Origin of the sequence: Streptomyces sp. URMC 129, assembly GCF_051386415.1 — a bacterium.
Classification (GTDB): domain Bacteria; phylum Actinomycetota; class Actinomycetes; order Streptomycetales; family Streptomycetaceae; genus Streptomyces.
The window spans coordinates 1-16,598 of the sequence record NZ_JBPQTQ010000135.1 but is presented as its reverse complement, the minus strand read 5'-3'; the positions used below and the strand labels follow the sequence as shown (position 1 = coordinate 16,598).

The 16,598-nt window shown below is 74.6% G+C and carries 18 protein-coding genes and 1 pseudogene; 8 read left to right on the top strand and 11 right to left on the bottom strand.

Translation table 11 applies throughout. The features are described 5' to 3' along the window. From ACSNOC_RS23370 to ACSNOC_RS23355, 4 genes are all read right to left on the bottom strand, one after another. Positions 1 to 1,327, bottom strand: a 1,327-nt coding sequence (locus ACSNOC_RS23370) for a hemolysin family protein (protein ID WP_436749522.1), incomplete at its 3' end; no start/stop codon positions are given. Further along, positions 1,324 to 1,821, bottom strand: a complete 498-nt coding sequence (gene ybeY / locus ACSNOC_RS23365) for an rRNA maturation RNase YbeY (RefSeq protein ID WP_436749521.1) — start codon at positions 1,819 to 1,821, stop codon at positions 1,324 to 1,326. The genes ybeY and ACSNOC_RS23370, both read right to left, overlap by 4 nt. A gap of 12 nt (positions 1,822 to 1,833) precedes the next feature. Next, positions 1,834 to 2,850: a PhoH family protein gene (locus ACSNOC_RS23360; RefSeq protein WP_436749520.1), complete on the bottom strand. Its 1,017-nt coding sequence runs from the start codon at positions 2,848 to 2,850 to the stop codon at positions 1,834 to 1,836. 147 nt (positions 2,851 to 2,997) lie between these two features. After that, on the bottom strand, positions 2,998 to 4,092 hold the full coding sequence (locus ACSNOC_RS23355; protein WP_436749519.1) for a PfkB family carbohydrate kinase: 1,095 nt from the start codon (positions 4,090 to 4,092) through the stop codon (positions 2,998 to 3,000). 51 nt (positions 4,093 to 4,143) lie between these two features. Here ACSNOC_RS23355 and ACSNOC_RS23350 point away from each other — a divergent pair, with 51 nt between their 5' ends. Further along, positions 4,144 to 5,475: a 6-phospho-beta-glucosidase gene (locus ACSNOC_RS23350; RefSeq protein ID WP_436749518.1), complete on the top strand. Its 1,332-nt coding sequence runs from the start codon at positions 4,144 to 4,146 to the stop codon at positions 5,473 to 5,475. A gap of 240 nt (positions 5,476 to 5,715) precedes the next feature. Here the strand turns inward: ACSNOC_RS23350 and ACSNOC_RS23345 are convergent, their stop codons facing one another. Together ACSNOC_RS23345 and ACSNOC_RS23340 are read right to left on the bottom strand one after the other, a co-directional pair. Continuing rightward, complete coding sequence (locus ACSNOC_RS23345; protein ID WP_436749517.1) at positions 5,716 to 6,636, bottom strand: ribonuclease Z; 921 nt, start codon at positions 6,634 to 6,636, stop codon at positions 5,716 to 5,718. Positions 6,637 to 6,647: 11 nt separating this feature from the next. Next, on the bottom strand, positions 6,648 to 7,016 hold the full coding sequence (locus ACSNOC_RS23340; protein ID WP_436749516.1) for an HIT domain-containing protein: 369 nt from the start codon (positions 7,014 to 7,016) through the stop codon (positions 6,648 to 6,650). Here ACSNOC_RS23340 and ACSNOC_RS23335 point away from each other — a divergent pair. The 3 genes and pseudogenes from ACSNOC_RS23335 to ACSNOC_RS23325 form a co-directional block, all read left to right on the top strand. After that, positions 6,901 to 7,881, top strand: a pseudogene (locus ACSNOC_RS23335) (HTTM domain-containing protein); the annotation flags it as partial. The gene ACSNOC_RS23340 and the pseudogene ACSNOC_RS23335 sit on opposite strands and share 116 nt — an antisense overlap. Before the next feature lie 163 nt (positions 7,882 to 8,044). Continuing rightward, complete coding sequence (locus ACSNOC_RS23330; protein WP_436749515.1) at positions 8,045 to 8,518, top strand: hypothetical protein; 474 nt, start codon at positions 8,045 to 8,047, stop codon at positions 8,516 to 8,518. A 117-nt stretch (positions 8,519 to 8,635) separates the two neighbouring features. Continuing rightward, entirely contained in the window at positions 8,636 to 9,979 is a 1,344-nt protein-coding gene (locus tag ACSNOC_RS23325) for a GTPase-associated protein 1-related protein (protein WP_436749514.1), read from the top strand. On the opposite strand, the gene ACSNOC_RS23320 is transcribed toward ACSNOC_RS23325, so the two are convergent. Continuing rightward, the gene (locus tag ACSNOC_RS23320; protein WP_436749524.1) at positions 9,955 to 10,368 is read right to left on the bottom strand and encodes a TetR/AcrR family transcriptional regulator C-terminal domain-containing protein; all 414 of its coding nucleotides are present in this window, start codon (positions 10,366 to 10,368) and stop codon (positions 9,955 to 9,957) included. The genes ACSNOC_RS23325 and ACSNOC_RS23320 overlap by 25 nt on opposite strands. Here ACSNOC_RS23320 and ACSNOC_RS23315 point away from each other — a divergent pair. Further along, positions 10,346 to 10,642, top strand: coding sequence for a hypothetical protein (locus ACSNOC_RS23315; RefSeq protein ID WP_436749525.1), 297 nt, complete (start codon positions 10,346 to 10,348; stop codon positions 10,640 to 10,642). The two genes, ACSNOC_RS23320 and ACSNOC_RS23315, sit on opposite strands and share 23 nt — an antisense overlap. On the opposite strand, the gene ACSNOC_RS23310 is transcribed toward ACSNOC_RS23315, so the two are convergent. From ACSNOC_RS23310 to hrcA, 3 genes are read right to left on the bottom strand one after another with little or no spacing between them, the layout of a single operon-like run. After that, positions 10,639 to 11,388 (bottom strand): 16S rRNA (uracil(1498)-N(3))-methyltransferase, encoded by a 750-nt coding sequence (locus ACSNOC_RS23310; protein ID WP_436749513.1) that lies wholly within the window; start codon positions 11,386 to 11,388, stop codon positions 10,639 to 10,641. The two genes, ACSNOC_RS23315 and ACSNOC_RS23310, sit on opposite strands and share 4 nt — an antisense overlap. Then, on the bottom strand, positions 11,385 to 12,521 hold the full coding sequence (gene dnaJ / locus ACSNOC_RS23305; protein ID WP_436749512.1) for a molecular chaperone DnaJ: 1,137 nt from the start codon (positions 12,519 to 12,521) through the stop codon (positions 11,385 to 11,387). The genes ACSNOC_RS23310 and dnaJ overlap by 4 nt, the downstream gene beginning before the upstream one ends. After that, positions 12,522 to 13,538, bottom strand: a complete 1,017-nt coding sequence (gene hrcA / locus ACSNOC_RS23300) for a heat-inducible transcriptional repressor HrcA (protein ID WP_436749511.1) — start codon at positions 13,536 to 13,538, stop codon at positions 12,522 to 12,524. 148 nt (positions 13,539 to 13,686) lie between these two features. Here hrcA and ACSNOC_RS23295 point away from each other — a divergent pair, with 148 nt between their 5' ends. Together ACSNOC_RS23295 and ACSNOC_RS23290 are read left to right on the top strand one after the other, a co-directional pair. Beyond that, complete coding sequence (locus ACSNOC_RS23295; protein WP_436749510.1) at positions 13,687 to 14,409, top strand: MBL fold metallo-hydrolase; 723 nt, start codon at positions 13,687 to 13,689, stop codon at positions 14,407 to 14,409. 12 nt (positions 14,410 to 14,421) lie between these two features. Beyond that, a complete protein-coding gene (locus tag ACSNOC_RS23290; RefSeq protein ID WP_436749509.1) occupies positions 14,422 to 15,282 on the top strand; it encodes a DUF3097 domain-containing protein in 861 nt (286 codons plus the stop codon). Here the strand turns inward: ACSNOC_RS23290 and ACSNOC_RS23285 are convergent. Beyond that, the gene (locus ACSNOC_RS23285; RefSeq protein ID WP_436749523.1) at positions 15,279 to 15,755 is read right to left on the bottom strand and encodes a hypothetical protein; all 477 of its coding nucleotides are present in this window, start codon (positions 15,753 to 15,755) and stop codon (positions 15,279 to 15,281) included. The two genes, ACSNOC_RS23290 and ACSNOC_RS23285, sit on opposite strands and share 4 nt — an antisense overlap. A gap of 187 nt (positions 15,756 to 15,942) precedes the next feature. Here ACSNOC_RS23285 and ACSNOC_RS23280 point away from each other — a divergent pair. Then, positions 15,943 to 16,598 (top strand): coproporphyrinogen-III oxidase family protein (locus ACSNOC_RS23280; RefSeq protein ID WP_436749508.1); only part of this gene is annotated, 656 nt, incomplete at its 3' end.

Below are 16,598 nucleotides of genomic sequence, written 5' to 3'. Positions count from 1 at the left end.
GGGCCGGGGTGCTGTCGGCGGGCGGGGTGGCGGGGATCGGCTCGACCAGGACGCGGTCGATCCGGTTGCGGCGGCCCGCCGCCGACTCCGCCGTCAGGCGCAGGGCCGCGGGCGGCCCGGCGAACGTCGTCAGACTCTGCTCCGAGGAGACGTCCACCACCGCCCTGGCGCCCGCGATCGGGACCCGGCCCAGGGCCTTGGCCAGCAGGCCGCCGACCGTCTCCACGTCCTCGTCGTCCAGCCGCAGCCCGTACAGCTCGCCCAGCGCGCCCAGGTCCAGCCGGGCGGTGACGCGGTGCACGCCGTCGCCCAGTGCCTCGACCGGCGGCAGCTCCGTGTCGTACTCGTCGGTGATCTCCCCGACGATCTCCTCCAGGATGTCCTCGATCGTCACCAGACCGGCCGTGCCGCCGTACTCGTCGATCACGACGGCCGCGTGCGTGTGGTCCCGCTGCATCTCGCGCAGCAGATCGCCCGCGTTCTTCGTGTCGGGCACGAACGTGGCCGCCCGCATCACCGTCTCGACCAGCTCGGCCTCCGCCGCCCGGCTGTCGTGCACCTTCCGCGTCAGGTCCTTCAGGTACGCGATGCCGACGATGTCGTCGTCGCTCTCGCCCGTGACCGGGATCCGGGAGAAGCCCGAGCGCAGCGCCAGCGTCAGGGCCTGCCGCAGCGTCTTGTGCCGGTCGATGGTCACCAGGTCGGTGCGCGGCACCATCACCTCGCGCACCAGCGTGTCGCCCAGCTCGAAGACCGAGTGCACCATCCGGCGCTCCTCGTCCTCGATCAGCGACTCCCGCTCCGCCAGGTCGACCATCGCGCGCAGCTCCGCCTCCGAGGCGAACGGCCCCTTGCGGAAGCCCTTCCCCGGGGTCAGCGCGTTGCCCAGGATGATCAGGAACTGCGTCAGCGGGCCCAGCACCCGCGCCAGCGGCACCAGCACGTACGCCGCGGCGGTCGTCGTGTTCAGCGGGTGCTGGCGGCCGATCGTGCGGGGCGACACCCCGACCGCCACGAACGACAGCAGCACCATCACGCCGAACGCCACGGTCAGCGCCTGCCAGACCTCGCCGAACTCCTTCAGGCAGGCGTGCGCCACCAGCACCGCCGCGCCCATCTCGCTGGCGACGCGCAGCAGCAGCGCCAGGTTGAGGTAGCGGGTCGGGTCGGCGGCGGCCACCGCGAGGCGGGCCGCGCCGCGCCGCCCGGCGCGCACGGCCTCCTCGGCGCGGAAGCCGGTGATCATCGCCAGACCGGCCTCCGCGCAGGACGCCAGCCAGGCCACGACGAGCAGGGCCACGACGGCGACGAGCAGGGAGCCGGTCATGTCGTGGTCGGGGCCGGGGACGGCCCCGTCAGGCCGCGCTCGGCGCGCCAGCCGTCGACGATGGCCTTCTGGAGGCCGAACATCTCGGCCTTCTCCATGGGCTCCTCGTGGTCGTACCCGAGCAGGTGCAGCACACCGTGGACGGTGAGGAGCTGGAGCTCGTCGTCCATGGAGTGCCGGGTCGGGGCCTGCTCACCCTGCTTCCTGGCCACCTGCGGGCACAGCACCACGTCGCCCAGCAGGCCCTGGACGGGCTCCTCGTCGTCCCGGGACGGGGGCCGCAGCTCGTCCATCGGGAACGACATCACGTCGGTCGGCCCGGGCAGCTCCATCCACTGGAGATGGAGCTGCTCCATGGCCGCCTCGTCCACCGCGATCACGGACAGCTCGGAGAGCGGGTGGATGCGCATCCGGGCCAGGGCGTAGCGGGCGATGTCCAGGATGGACCGCTCGTCGATCTCCACGCCGGATTCGTTGTTGACATCGATCGCCATGATGACGGGCGGCTACTTTCCGTTCCGGTCGTCGTAGCGGTCGTAGGCGTCCACAATGCGGCCGACCAGCTTGTGGCGGACCACGTCCTGGCTGGTGAGCCGGGAGAAGTGGACGTCGTCCACGTCCTGCAGGATGTCCTGCACCTGCCGCAGGCCGCTCTTGGTGCCGGTCGGCAGGTCGACCTGGGTGACGTCGCCCGTGATCACGATCTTCGATTCGAAGCCGAGCCGGGTGAGGAACATCTTCATCTGCTCGGCGTTCGTGTTCTGGGCCTCGTCCAGGATGATGAACGCGTCGTTCAGCGTCCGGCCGCGCATGTACGCCAGCGGCGCGACCTCGATCGTGCCCGCGCTGAGCAGCCGCGGGATCGAGTCGGGGTCGAGCATGTCGTGCAGCGCGTCGTAGAGCGGGCGCAGATAGGGGTCGATCTTCTCGTACAGCGTGCCGGGCAGGAAGCCGAGGCGCTCGCCCGCCTCGACGGCGGGGCGGGTCAGGATGATCCGGTTGACCTGCTTGGACTGGAGCGCCTGCACGGCCTTGGCCATCGCCAGGTACGTCTTGCCGGTGCCGGCCGGGCCGATGCCGAAGACGATCGTGTGCGCGTCGATGGCGTCGACGTAGCGCTTCTGGTTCAGCGTCTTGGGGCGGATCGTCTTGCCGCGGTTCGACAGGATGTTCTGGGTGAGGACCTGGGCCGGGCTGGTGGCGCCGGCGCCGCCGTCCGCGCCCCGCAGCATGGCGATCGACCGCTCGACGGCGTCCTCCGTGAGGGGCTGACCGGTGCGCAGGACGAGCATCATCTCGTCGAACAGACGCTGGACCAGCTCCACTTCGGCCCGCTCGCCGGTGGCGCTGATCTCGTTGCCCCGGACGTGGATGTCCGTCGCGGGGAACGCCTTCTCGATGACGCGCAGCAGCGCGTCGCCGGAACCGAGCACCGTGACCATCGGGTGCTTCGCCGGCACGGTGAACCGGGCGGTCGCTTCGGCGGCGGGGGCCGCCGGCTGGTGTGTCGGTGTTTGTGTCATGGGCGGCCCGCTGCGGACCTGCTCATCCCTCTCTGCACTGGAGTACCGGAATCCCAGGGTACGACGCGAAACCGGCCGAGCCACAGGAAATTACGGAGCGCGATCAGCCCTGTTCGCTGCGGCCTTGTCCGTGGGCGGCGCACCGCCTCAGCCCCGGAAGCCCAGCGTCGGCACCGCGCGCCGCCGCGGGCACATCCCCCGGCCGGCGCCGGGCAGCAGGCCCGACAGGAACGCGTACCGCTCCAGGCCCCCGCCGAGCGGCTCGTCCTCCGGGGTCAGCTCGCGCACCCGCCGCCACCAGGACGCCACCTCCACCCAGTCCGGCGCGGAGAGCGAGCCGCCGAACTCCTGCACCGACAGCGCCGCCGTCAGCCCGGCCAGCGCCAGCCGGTCCGCCAGCGGCCACCCGGCCAGCGTGCCGGTGACGAACCCGGCCATGAAGACGTCGCCCGCGCCCGTGGTGTCCAGCGGCTCCACGAGGATGGCGGGCACCTCGGCGGTCTCCCCGGTGCGGCCGTCCACCGCGTACGCCCCGTCGGCGCCCATGGTGACCACGGCCAGCGGCACCACCGCGGTCAGCGCGTGCGCGGCGGCCCGCGGCGAGTCGGCGCGCGTGTAGCGCATGGCCTCGGCGGCGTTGGGCAGGAACGCCTCGCAGTGCTCCAGGTCCGGCAGCGCCGCCAGGTCCCAGGCGCCCGTCTCGTCCCAGCCGGTGTCGGCGAAGATCAGGCTTCCGGCGCGGGCCGCCTCCCCGATCCACTCCTGCCGCTCCCCCGCCCGCAGCGACGCCACGCAGGAACGGGCCGGCGGTGGGCACCGCCCGTCCGGCGCCTCCTCGGGCAGCGGCGCCTCGTGGCCGTGCGACACCATGGTGCGCTCGCCGTCGTACGCCATGGAGACGGTCACCGGCGAGTGCCAGCCGGGGACCATCCGGGACCGGGACAGATCGATGCCCTCGCCCTGCTCCAGCGTCTCCCAGCAGTACTCCCCGTACTTGTCGTCGCCGAACGCCGCCGCCAGGCTGGTGCGCAGGCCGAGCCGGGCCAGGGCCGTCGCCATGTTCGCCACCCCGCCGGGGCTGGACCCCATCCCCCTGGCCCAGGACTCGGTGCCGCGCACGGGCGCGGAGTCCAGCCCCGTGAAGATGATGTCCAGGAACACGGTCCCGGTCAGGTACACGTCGCAGGACGGGTCCCCGGGGGCGCGCACCGCGGCGAGCGGGTCGATGTTGTCGATGGTCACCTTCTGGCTCCGGTCGTGGTCGTGGCCGGTATCTACGGTACGTTCCGCCTCATGAGGCTCTCGATCATCGGAGGCGGCGGCTTCCGCGTCCCCCTGGTATACCGGGCGCTACTGACAACGGCCGGTCGTGACGCGTCCGCCCGCTGCTCGGAGGTGACGCTGTACGACACGGCCCCGGGCCGGGCCCGGGTGATCGCCTCGGTGCTCGCCGCCCAGGCGGCGGGGGTGCCGGACGCGCCCGCGGTGCGGATCGCGGAGTCGCTGGACGACGCGGTGCGCGGCGCGGACTTCGTGTTCTGCGCGGTGCGGGTGGGCGGCACGGCCGGGCGGGTGCGCGACGAGCGGGTGCCGCTGGCCGAGGGGGTGCTCGGGCAGGAGACGGTCGGCGCGGGCGGCGTGCTGTACGGGCTGCGCACGATCCCGGTGGCGCGGCGGATCGCGGCACGGGTCCGCGCGCTGGCGCCCGACGCGTGGCTGATCAATTTCACCAATCCGGCCGGGATGGTGACCGAGGCGATGGCGGCCGAGCTGGGGCACCGGGTGATCGGCATCTGCGACTCGCCGGTGGGCCTGGTCCGGCGCGCGGCGCGGGCGGCGGGCGCCGACCCGGCCGAGGTGTCGTTCGGCTACGTCGGCCTCAACCACCTCGGCTGGCTCCAGTCGTTGACGCACCGCGGCACCGACCTGCTGCCGGGGCTGCTGGCGGACGACGCGGCGCTGGCGTCGTTCGAGGAGGGCCGGCTGTTCGGCGCGGCGTGGCTGCGGGCGCTGGGCATCCTGCCCAACGAGTACCTGCACTACTACTACTTCGGCCGGGAGACGCTGGCAGCGGCCCGCGAGGCCGCCGAGACGCGCGGCGAGTTCCTCGACCGGCAGCAGCGCGCCTTCTTCGCGGCGGCGGAGCGCGAGCCGGAGCGCGCGCCGGAACTGTGGGAGCGCACGCGCCGGGAGCGCGAGGAGACGTACGGCGCCGAGGGCCGTGCCGCCACCGGCGGCTGGCAGCGCGACAGCTGCGATCTGGAGGGCGGCGGCTACGAGCGGGTGGCGCTGGACCTGATGCGCGCGATCGCCGGCGACCGGCGGGCCCGCCTGATCCTCAACGTCCGCAACGCGGGCGCCGTCCCGGCCCTCCCCGACGACGCGATCGTCGAGACCGTCTGCGACGTCGACGCCCACGGCGCCCACCCGGTGCCCGGCCTGTCGCCCGGACTGCCGGAGCTGGGCCTGATGCTCCAGGTCAAGGCGGTGGAACGGGCCACGATCGAGGCCGCCGTCACCGGCTCGCGGTCCGCCGCCCTGCGCGCCCTCGCCCTGCACCCGCTGGTCGACTCCCCCGCCGTCGCCGCCCGCATCATCGACGCCGCGGCGGTGCCCGGACGCTGACCGCCACGCCCCGGGGAACGGGCCCCCAGGGCCTGTCTTCCGGATCGTGGGGGCACCTCCCGGACGCCGGTCCGGGGGAGGATCAGGCCGCGGGGTCTGGCTCCCCCGGGCCCCTCGGGGGCCCGGGAGGTACCCCCATGCGCCGGCAAGGCGCCGGATCGCAGCTCGTACGGTGGGGGCACCTCCCAGCCGCCAGGCCGGGGGAGCGTCGTGACCCGGCGAAGACCCGGAAGACAGGCCCTAGCCGGCTCCCGGCACCCGCCGGCTCGGCACCGGGACGCGCATGAGGTCCTCGGCGACGGTGAGTCCGCCCTCGAACCCGGCCTCCCTGGCCTCCCGCGCGAACGGCTCGGGATCCGGGTAGCGCTGCGAGAAGTGGGTCAGGACCAGGTGCCGCACCCCGCTCTCGGCGGCGGCGCGGGCCGCCTGCCCGGCGGTGAGGTGGCCGTACTCGTGGGCCAGCGCGGTGTCCGCGCGCAGGAAGGTGGACTCGATGACCAGCAGGTCGCATCCCTCGGCCAGCGCGTACACCCCGTCGCACAGCCGGGTGTCCATGACGAACGCGAAGCGCTGGCCCGGCCGTTCGGCGCTGACCGCCGCCAGGGGGACGCCGCGCAGGTGCCCCTCGCGCTGGAGCCGCCCCACGTCCGGGCCCGCGATGCCGTGCGCGGCGAGCCGGTCCGGCAGCATCCGGCGGCCGTCCGGCTCGGTCAGCCGGTAGCCGAAGGTCTCGACCGGGTGGGACAGCCGGTGAGCGGTCAGCGTGAACGCCGGGGACCGGTCGAGCACCCCCTCGCCGGTCACCGGCCGGGCCGTCACGCGCGCGGTGTCGCGGTAGGCCGTGGCGTGCCGCAGCCGGTCGAAGAACTCCTGGCCGCTCGCCGGATAGTGGGCGGGCACGGCGTGCGGCACCTGGTCGAGGCTGATGCGCTGGACCACCCCCGCCAGGCCGAGCGAGTGGTCGCCGTGGAAGTGCGTGACGCAGATCCGGGTGAGGTCGTGCGCGCTGATCCCGGCCAGCAGCATCTGCCGCTGGGTGCCCTCGCCGGGGTCGAAGAGGATCGCCTCGGTGTCCCAGCGCAGCACGTACCCGTTGTGGTTGCGGTGCCGGGTGGGCACCTGGCTGGCCGTGCCCAGCACGACCAGCTCACGCGCGGCCACGGGGGCGGCGCCTAGCCGGGCGGCCAGGCCAGGCCGCGCCCGGCCAGCACGTGGGCGTGCGCGTGGAAGACGGTCTGGCCCGCGCCGGCGCCGGTGTTGAACACCACGCGGTACCCGTGGCCGTCGACCTCCTCCTCGGCGGCCACCTCGCCCGCCTCCCGCAGCACGTCGGCGGCCACCGCGGGCTCGGCGGCTGCCAGGGAGGCGGCGTCCGGGTAGTGGACCCGGGGGATGACCAGGACGTGGCAGGGCGCCTGCGGGTTTATGTCCCGGAACGCGACGGTGGTCGCCGTCTCCCGGACGATCGTCGCCGGCACGTCGCCCGACACGATCTTGCAGAACAGGCAGTCGGCCTGCGGTTCTCCCGCGTCTCCCGCCATCGCCGGGGCCCTCCTCGAAAGGCGTCGTCGCACGCGTACCCCCCGGATGCTACCCGCTGCCCGCCGCCGCCCCGCCCCACGCCCGGCGCCCCGCGTGGCACGGCCTAGGATGCGCCGGGTGCGGGGAGAACGCGTGTGCGTGGCCGGGGCGTTGGGGGTCAGCGCGGCCGGTCCCGCCGTCTTCCGGGCCGCGTTCGGGATCGCCGTCGCCGTCAACGCGTGGCTGTATCTGCCGGATCTGGCGGACGCCTACTACACGGACGCCGCCTTCCACTTCGGCTATCCGCCGCTGACGTTCGTCCGGCCGCCGTCCGGGCCGTGGCTGCGCGCGGTGTACGGCGGGATGATCGTCACCGGGCTGCTGATCGCGGCCGGGCTCTGGTACCGGGCGGCGTGCGCGGTGTTCTGCGCGCTGACCACCTATGTGTTCCTGCTGGACTCGTCGTTCTACCAGAACCACGAGTACCTGCTGTCGCTGCTGTCCTTCCTGATGATCTTCCTTCCGCTGCACGCCCGTTGGTCGCTGGACGCGCTCCGGCGCCCGGCCGTGGCGTCGCCCACCGTGCCCGCGTGGGTGGTGTGGCTGCTGCGGTTCCAGATCGGCGTGCCGTACGTCTTCGGCGGCCTGGCCAAGCTCAACGGCGACTGGCTGCGCGGGGAGCCGCTGCGGGGCTGGCTCGCCGACCGCACCGACGTCCCCCTCGTGGGCCGGTTCTTCACGCGGGAGCCGGTCGTCCTGGGGATGGCGTACGGCTCGCTGGTCTTCGATCTGGCGGTCGTCGGCCTGCTGTCGCACCGCCGCACGCGCCCGTACGCGTTCGCCGCCGCCGTCTGCTTCCACCTGGCCAACGCCCGGCTGTGGGGCCTGTTCGTCTTTCCGTGGCTGATGATCGCGGCGACCACCGTCTTCTTCCCGCCCGACTGGCCCGCGCGCCTGCGGCACCGGCTGACCGGCCTCCCCCCCGGCGAGCACCGCGAGCACCGCGAGCCCGGCGGCCCCGGCGGCGCCCGCGCCCGCCCCGGCCCGGATGGCGCCCGCCCTGGCCCTGGCCCTCGCGGCCTGGGCGGCGGTCCAGGTGCTGCTGCCGCTGCGCCACCTCCTCATCCCCGGCCCGGCCAACTGGACGGAGGAGGGCCACCGTTACGCCTGGCACATGATGCTGCGCGGCAAGGAGGGCACCGCCGCCTTCGCCGTCGACGACGGCCGGCGCGCGTGGTGGGTCGACACCGCCGACTATCTGACGCCCGAGCAGGAGGCCCGCCTCGCGGGCAGCCCCGAGCGGATCGTGCTCTTCGCCCGCTTCCTCTCCCGGGAGTTCGGCGGCGCCCGGGTCACGGTGCGCGCCTGGGTGTCGCTCAACGGCCGCGACCCCGCGCTGCTGATCGACCCCGAGGCCGATCTGTCCCGGGTCTCCCTGCCGTGGTGGGGTCACGCGGACTGGATCCTGCCGCTGAGGGAGCCCCTGGAGGAGCCGCTGAACGCGCCGCGGCCCGGTCGCTGATCATTACCACTGGGAAAAGATTCCGCCAAGGACCTGCGGATTCCGCGATGTTTTCGCGAAACTGGAGCCCAGCGCGGCGTCACAGTCGATGCCGCGGCCCAGGAGGATACGAAGCCGATGCACGCGGGCCACGTCATCCGCAGGCTCCGCTTCACCGTCGCCGTCGATCCCGGCAGCGGTGAGGTCTCCGCGCGCCACATCCCGGTCGGGCCGCCCGCCCCGGCCGGCCTGTCGACCGTGCTGGCACCGCTGGTGGCCGCCTCGGCTCCGGCCCCCGGTGACTCCCTGAGCTACGCGCGGCTGCCCGGCGACGGCGGCGCGGTGCTGTGCCACACCCCCGCCAAGGGCGGCGAGGCCGACGTGCTGTTCCTGCCGAACGGCGCCGCCGTCGACCTGCCCGCGATGTGGCCCATCGACCTGTGGCGCTCCCCCACCTGGCGCCCCGCCCGGCCCGCCGACACCGTGCCGCGCCCGGCCATGGAGATCACCGACGGCCGCCTGGCGGACTTCGCGCGGGCCCGGCAGGCCCGCATGATCGCCTTCCTCAGCGACGTCCGCCGCCTGTTCACCGGCCCGGCGCCCGGACCGCCGATCGTCGTGGCCGAGGAGGAGCAGTCCGCCGTCGCGCTGTGGGTCGCGCTCGCCTGCCGCTTCCTGCACCGCTTTGTGGACGAGGCACACGCCAGGTCCCTGACGTTCACCACGCGCGCCCGGCGCCCGTACGAGGCGCGGCAGCAGATCGTCGGCGTCGGCCCGGACAGCGAGTTCGACCGCAAGGACCACGAGACGCTGCGGCGCTTCCGGGTGCACGACGGCCTCGGCGGCGACGGCAGCCCGGCCGAGCCGGACCCCTGGGTGGCGAAGGCGGCCCGCGTCTGGCTGCGGGAGCTGCCCGGACGCTCGGGCCCGCTGCCGCAGAGCCCGCCGCCCAGCACACCGGAGCGGCTCCGCCTGGCGGCGGAGCGGCTGCGCGGACGCCCGCACCAGCTCCACGGCACCGGCCTGTACCGGGTGCTGGCGGCCCGGCTGCCGGAGGGCAGGCCGACCGACCCGGACACCCTGCTCCTGATGTACGAGCTGGTCTGGGGCACGGCGGGCCCCGACCTGAAGGGCGCGCTGGAGATCGCCCGCACCTGCCCGCCCGACCTGGTCGTGGCCGCCCGCCTGCACCTGTGGCTGACGTCCTGGCTCAGCCGCCCCGGCGAGATCACGGACGACCGCTGCGCGCTGGCCCGCGAGCTGCTGCGGCACGAACACGCGTACCGGCTGGACGCCACCAAGCGCGCGGTGGCCGAACTCCTGGTCCGGGGCCAGGACATCACGAGCGGCGGCGCGACCGCCGACGCGGCCGAGCGCCTGATCCGGGCCCGCCTGAACCGCCACGACACCCCCCTCACGACGGAGCTGCTCGCCTGGGCCCGCCGCCGGCTCCGCCGCTACGAGGAGGGCGCCCGCCTCTGATCAGGGGGCCGGCGGGACGAGGCCGTCGAGGACGCGGTCCAGGCCCCAGCGGAACTGCTCGGTGGTGATGAAACGGGCCATGACGTCCGCGCCGGCGGCCGTGCGCGGGTAGGTCTCCGCGGGGACGGCGTCGAAGGCCGCGCGGCGGGCCGCGACGCGTTCGGCCTCGGGCGGGGCGGGGCGGGCCGGCCGGGGTCGAGTTCGGCGGCCTCCAGGGCGATCGCGCCGAGGACGTAGACGATCAGCAGGTAGGAGGCGCGGGCGGCATCGCGTTCACCGAGGCCGGCCTCGGCGAGGAGGCCGAGCAGCGCCTCGCCGAGGGCGAGCGCGCGGGGCCCGTCCATGGGGGCACCGAGGAGCACGGCGGTGGCGCCGGGGTGGGCCGGCAGGCGGGAGCGCAGCCGCAGGGCGAGGTCGTGCAGGCGCTGCCGCTCCCTCGTCGGACGGCCGTCGGACGCGCTGGCACTGGCCTCCGTGCCGCCGATCCTCGCCGGACTCCTGGTCCCCCTCGGCGCCCCCGGCGCCGACCAGGCCAACTTCGCCGGATACGTGCTCTGGAGCCTGTGGCTGATCACCCTGGGCATCGGCCTCCTGCGCGGCCACCCGGCCACGGCCCCGGCCACGGCCCCGGCGCGGACCCCGGCGCGGACGGGAACGAGCTAGTCCCAGCGGCCCGTCCGGCCCAGCAGCAGGGCTGCGGCGGCCGTGCCCGCCGTGGAGGTGCGGAGGACCGTCGGGCCCAGGCGGTACGGCCCGGCGCCGGCCGCGGCGAACGCCGCCAGCTCCTCCGGTGCGACGCCGCCCTCGGGGCCGACCACCAGGACGATCTCGCCGTCCGCCGGGAGCGGGGCCGTGGCCAGCGGCTCCGTGCCCGACTCGTGCAGCACCGCCGCGAACGCCGCCCCGGCCAGGACGTCGGCCACCTGCCGCGTCGACATCAGGTCCGTGACCCGCGGGACCCGCAGGCGGCGGGACTGCTTGGCCGCCTCCCGGGCCGTGGCCCGCCACTTCGCCAGGGCCTTCCCGCCGCGCTCGCCCCGCCACTGCGTGACGCAGCGGGCCGCAGCCCACGGCACGACGGCGTCCACCCCGGTCTCCGTCATGGTCTCCACGGCCAGCTCGCCCCGGTCGCCCTTGGGCAGCGCCTGCACGACCGTCAGCGCGGGCCTCGGCGGCGGGTCGTGCCGCACCTCGGCCACCGTCACCAGGAGCCGGTCCTTGCCCTCGACCGCCGCGACCGTGCCGGACACGCCGCCGCCCTCGCCGTCGGTGAGGACGACCGCCTCACCGACCCGCAACCGGCGGACCGACACCGCGTGCCGCCCTTCGGGACCGTCGAGCGCGACCGTCCCCCCGGGGACGGCCGTGCCGACCCCGGCCCCGGCCAGGAAAACGGGGGCCGTGCTCACCGGCCGTTGAACGCGTCCTTCAGACGCGAGAACAGCCCCTGCTGCCCCGGCTGGAACTGGCCCAACGGCCGCTCCTCACCGCGCAGCTTGGCCAGGCGGCGCAGCAGCTCCTCCTGCTCCGGGTCCAGCTTGGCGGGCGTCTGCACCTCCACGTGCACCACCAGATCGCCCCGCCCGGTGCTGCGCAGGTGCGAGACGCCGCGGCCGTGCAGCGGGATCGACTGGCCGGACTGCGTGCCGGGCCGGATGTCGACCTCCTCCATGCCGTCCAGCGTCTCCAGCGGCACCTTGGTGCCCAGCGCGGCGGCCGTCATGGGGATGGTGACCGTGCAGTGCAGGTCGTCGCCGCGGCGCTGGAAGACGGGGTGCGGCTTCTCGCGGATCTCCACGTACAGGTCACCGGCCGGGCCGCCACCGGGGCCGACCTCGCCCTCGCCCGCGAGCTGGATGCGGGTCCCGTTGTCCACACCGGCCGGGATCTTCACCGTCAGCGTGCGCCGCGAACGGACCCGGCCGTCGCCCGCGCACTCGGGGCACGGCGTCGGCACGACCGTGCCGAAGCCCTGGCACTGCGGGCACGGCCGCGACGTCATGACCTGACCCAGGAACGAGCGCGTGACCTGGGAGATCTCGCCGCGCCCCCGGCACATGTCGCACGTCTGGGCCGAGGTGCCGGGCGCCGCGCCCTCGCCGTTGCAGGTGCCGCAGACGGTGGCCGTGTCGACCTGGATCTCCTTGGTCGTGCCGAACGCCGCCTCGTTGAGGTCGATCTCCAGGCGGATCATGGCGTCCTGGCCGCGCCGCGTACGGGACTTCGGCCCGCGCTGCGAGGCGGTGCCGAAGAAGGCGTCCATGATGTCCGAGAAGTTCCCGAAGCCGCCGCCGAAGCCCGCCCCGGGACCGGCCGACGCGCCGCTGCCCAGCGGATCGCCGCCCAGGTCGTACATCTGTTTCTTCTGCGGATCGGAGAGCACCTCGTACGCGGTGTTGATCTCCTTGAACCGCTCCTGGGTCTTCGGGTCCGGATTCACGTCCGGGTGCAGCTCGCGCGCAAGCCTGCGGAACGCCTTCTTGATCTCTTCCTGGGAGGCGTCCCGCTGCACACCGAGAATCGCGTAGTAGTCGCCCGCCACCTAGTTCTCCGCGAGGATCTGTCCGACGTAACGTGCCACTGCGCGCACCGCTCCCATCGTTCCGGGGTAGTCCATGCGGGTCGGTCCGACCACGCCGAGCTTCGCGACCGCCTCGTCTCCTGAACCGTAACCGACCGAGACGACCGATGTGGACGTCAGGCCCTCGTGAGCGTTCTCATGCCCGATACGGACCGTCATACCCGAGTCCTTCGCCTCCCCGAGCAGCTTCAGGAGCACGACCTGCTCCTCCAGCGCTTCCAGCACCGGCCGGATCGTCAACGGGAAATCCTGGGCGAAGCGGGTCAGGTTGGCCGTGCCGCCGATCATCAGCCGCTCCTCGGTCTCCTCCACCAGAGTCTCCAGCAAGGTGGACAGCACCGTCGAGACCGTCCCCCGCTCGTCGACGTCGAACGAATCCGGCAGATCCGCGACCAGACGCGGCACCTCGGGGAACCGCTCGCCCGCGATCCGGCTGTTCAGCCGGGCCCGCAGATCGGCCAGCGAGGTCTCGCCGAAGGGCGCGGGGCAGTCGATCATGCGCTGCTCGACCCGCCCGGTGTCCGTGATCAGCACCAGCATCAGCCGGGCCGGGGCCAGCGACAGCAGCTCGACGTGGCGCACGGTCGAGCGGCTGAGCGACGGGTACTGCACGACGGCCACCTGCCGCGTGAGCTGGGCCAGCAGCCGGACCGTGCGGCCCACCACGTCGTCGAGGTCGACGGCGCCCTCCAGGAAGTTCTGGATGGCGCGGCGCTCGGGGGCGGTCAGCGGCTTGACGTCGGCCAGCTTGTCGACGAACAGCCGGTAGCCCTTGTCCGTGGGCACCCGGCCCGCGCTGGTGTGGGGCTGGGCGATGTACCCCTCCTCCTCCAGCGCCGCCATGTCGTTGCGCACGGTGGCCGGGGAGACCTGCAGATTGTGCCGCTCGGTCAGGGCCTTGGAGCCGACGGGCTCCTCCGTGCCCACATAGTCCTGGACGATGGCTCGCAACACCTCGAGCCTGCGCTCACTGAGCATGCCGCACACCTCCCGTCCGGCCGTTCGACTGCCGCCCTGGCACTCCACCGCTCCGAGTGCCAACCCTGCTCCAGTGTACGGCCGGGTAGCACGGCCAGGGAACGAGCAGTCCTGCATCAACGTTCTCCCGAGACGTTAACGTCGCAGCATGGAGACCAGTTGGGAAGAGGTCGCGTCCGGCGTCCTCCGGATCCGGCTGCCGGGCTGGGACGAGACGGTGGGCGCGGTGGCGGGGGCGGACGGGGTGCTGCTGATCGACGCCGGGCCGTCCCGGACCGCCGCCGAGCGGCTCGCCGCGCGGCTCCGCGCCCTGCTCGGGGCCCCGGTCACGCGGGTGGCGATCACGCATCCGCACTTCGACCACATCCTCGGCCTGGCGGCCTTCCCGGGGGCCGAGGCGTACGGGGCCGCCGGGCTCGGCGCGCACCTGGCGGACGGCGGGCGCGCGGCGCTGGCGGCGGACGCGGTCCGGCACGGCGCCGACCGGGCGGCGGCGGAGACCGACGCGACCGCCCTCGCGCGGGCCTGGCACGAGGTGGACGGGCAGCTCGCCGTCGACCTGGGCGGCGGGCGGCGGGCCGTGCTGACGGACCTGGGCGCCGCGCACTCCCCGCACGACCTGGCGGTGCTGGTGCGCGGCGGCGACGGCACGCCGCCCGTGGTGTTCTGCGGCGACCTGGTCGAGGAGTCCGGGGAGCCGCAGGCCGGTCCCGACGCCGACCCGGCGCGCTGGCCGGCCGCGCTGGACCGGCTGCTCGCGCTCGGCGGGCAGGACGCCCGGTACGTGCCGGGGCACGGCGCGGTGGTGGACGCGGCCTTCGTGCTGGCCCAACGGGAGACGCTCGCCCGCCGGTTCGGCGGCGCGCCGTGATCGAATGAGGGCATGCGCAGCAGACAGTACGGACCTGATCTGACGCCGCCGTGGAAGCGGCCGAAGCCCGTGCCCGAGGTGCCCGCCGACCCGGGCCTGGTCGTGGAGGAGGCCGCCACCGGCTTCTGCGGCGCGGTCATCCGCTGCGAGAAGACGGCGCAGGGGCCGACCGTGACGCTGGAGGACCGGTTCGGCGCGCACCGGGTCTTCCCGATGGAGCCGCGCGGCTTCCTGCTGGAGGGCCGGGTCGTCACCCTGGTCAGGCCCGCCGCCGGCGCCGCCACCCGGGCGCCGTCCGCCCCGGCCCGCACCGCGTCCGGCTCGCTCGCCGTCCCCGTCGCCCGCGCCCGGGTCGCACGCGCCGGGCGCATCTACGTGGAGGGCCGCCACGACGCGGAGCTGGTCGAGAAGGTGTGGGGCGACGACCTGCGCGTGGAGGGCGTCGTCGTGGAGTACCTGGCGGGCGTCGACGACCTGTCGGCGGTCGTCCGCGACTTCGGCCCCTCGGCGGCGGCCCGGCTCGGCGTGCTGGTGGACCACCTGGTGCCGGGCTCGAAGGAGTCGAGGATCGCGGCGGAGATCACGGACCCGCACGTGCTGGTCGTCGGCCACCCGTTCATCGACATCTGGGCGGCCGTGAAACCGGCCTCCGTCGGGATCGCCCGGTGGCCGGACGTACCGCGCGGCCAGGACTGGAAGACGGGCGTGTGCCGGGCCCTGGGCTGGCCGGAGAACACGGGCGCGGCCTGGCAGCGGATCCTGGGCGCGGTCCGGGACTACCGGGACCTGGAGCCGGGCCTGCTGGGCCCGGTCGAGCACCTGATCGACCACGTCACGGTCGGCGGCCCGACCGGCCCGGGTCCGTACACCTAGGACCGCTGTCCCCCGGATGTTCCCGGGCCACGGCGGCCCCTCCCGGACACCGGGTCCGTGGGGAGGACGCCGGGCGGTGACCCCACCGTACGGGCTGCGACCCGGTGCCGTGCCGCGGCGCATGGGTCACCTCCCAGGCCCCGAGGGACCTGGGGGAGCCGGACGACGCGGCCTGCTCCTCCCCCGGCCCGGCGCCCGGGAGGGGCCCCGCCATCCCGGGAGACAGGCCCTGGAGCGTGTCGCGGAACCGCCGGACGGCCGTCGATCCCCTGTCGGTACGCCTTCGGAAGGGGCTCGACGGCGCCTTCGATCACGGCCGGAACGGTGCCCCTCCCGGCTTCCGCAACGCAGCGCTCGGCGAGAACGGGCAGGCGATCGGCGTCCTCGGGCGCGAGCAGGAACGCCGCCTCCCGGCCGAGCACCTCGTCGGCCGCGTATCCGAGCAGGTCCCCGGCCTCGCGGGTCCAGCTCACGATGGCGCCGCGGGCGTCGAGCAGCAGGGCCGCGCCGTCCACCACGTCGGCACGAGCGTCGAAGATCGCCACCGCGAGCCCTCCCGGATGCCACCTTTTGTGACCAAATTACCCGTATCCGGGGGAGGCGCGACCCGGGAAGGCGCTGCCCGGCGGTGACGGTCCGGCGGTGCCGGACAATGGGGGCATGCCCTCCACGCTCCCCGACGGCGAACCCGTCCCCGAGGACGGCGCGCTGCCCGCGTCCGCCCTGGCCGGGGCCGCCGGCCAGCCGCTCGCGTTCTACCTGCACGTGCCGTACTGCGCGACCCGCTGCGGCTACTGCGACTTCAACACCTACACGGCGGCCGAGCTGCGCGGCTCGGGCGGCGCCCTGGCCTCGCGGGAGAACTACGCGGAGACCCTGGCCGAGGAGATCCGGCTGGCCCGCAAGGTCCTGGGGGACGACCCGCGCCCGGTCAGCACGGTCTTCGTCGGCGGCGGCACGCCGACGCTGCTGCCGCCGGCCGACCTGGGGCGGATGCTCGACGCGGTCCGGCAGGAGTTCGGCCTCGCGGCGGACGCGGAGGTGACGACGGAGGCGAACCCCGACTCGGTGGACCCGGCCTCGCTGGCGGCACTGCGGGAGGCGGGCTTCAACCGGATCTCGTTCGGCATGCAGAGCGCCCGGCGGCACGTGCTGGCCGTGCTGGAGCGGACCCACACCCCCGGCCGCCCCGAGGCGTGCGTCGGGGAGGCGCGCGCCGCGGGCTTCGAGCACGTGAACCTGGACCTGATCTACGGCACGCCCGGCGAGAGCGACGACGACTGGCGGGCCTCGCTCGACGCGGCGATCGGCGCCGG

Coding starts and splice junctions, on each gene's coding strand:
- ybeY (WP_436749521.1), bottom strand. CDS start 1,821: ATGGCGATCGATGTCAACAACGAATCCGGCGTGGAGATCGACGAGCGG.
- ACSNOC_RS23360 (WP_436749520.1), bottom strand. CDS start 2,850: ATGACACAAACACCGACACACCAGCCGGCGGCCCCCGCCGCCGAAGCG.
- ACSNOC_RS23350 (WP_436749518.1), top strand. CDS start 4,144: ATGAGGCTCTCGATCATCGGAGGCGGCGGCTTCCGCGTCCCCCTGGTA.
- ACSNOC_RS23340 (WP_436749516.1), bottom strand. CDS start 7,016: ATGGCGGGAGACGCGGGAGAACCGCAGGCCGACTGCCTGTTCTGCAAG.
- ACSNOC_RS23330 (WP_436749515.1), top strand. CDS start 8,045: ATGGCGCCCGCCCTGGCCCTGGCCCTCGCGGCCTGGGCGGCGGTCCAG.
- ACSNOC_RS23325 (WP_436749514.1), top strand. CDS start 8,636: ATGCACGCGGGCCACGTCATCCGCAGGCTCCGCTTCACCGTCGCCGTC.
- hrcA (WP_436749511.1), bottom strand. CDS start 13,538: ATGCTCAGTGAGCGCAGGCTCGAGGTGTTGCGAGCCATCGTCCAGGAC.
- ACSNOC_RS23295 (WP_436749510.1), top strand. CDS start 13,687: ATGGAGACCAGTTGGGAAGAGGTCGCGTCCGGCGTCCTCCGGATCCGG.
- ACSNOC_RS23290 (WP_436749509.1), top strand. CDS start 14,422: ATGCGCAGCAGACAGTACGGACCTGATCTGACGCCGCCGTGGAAGCGG.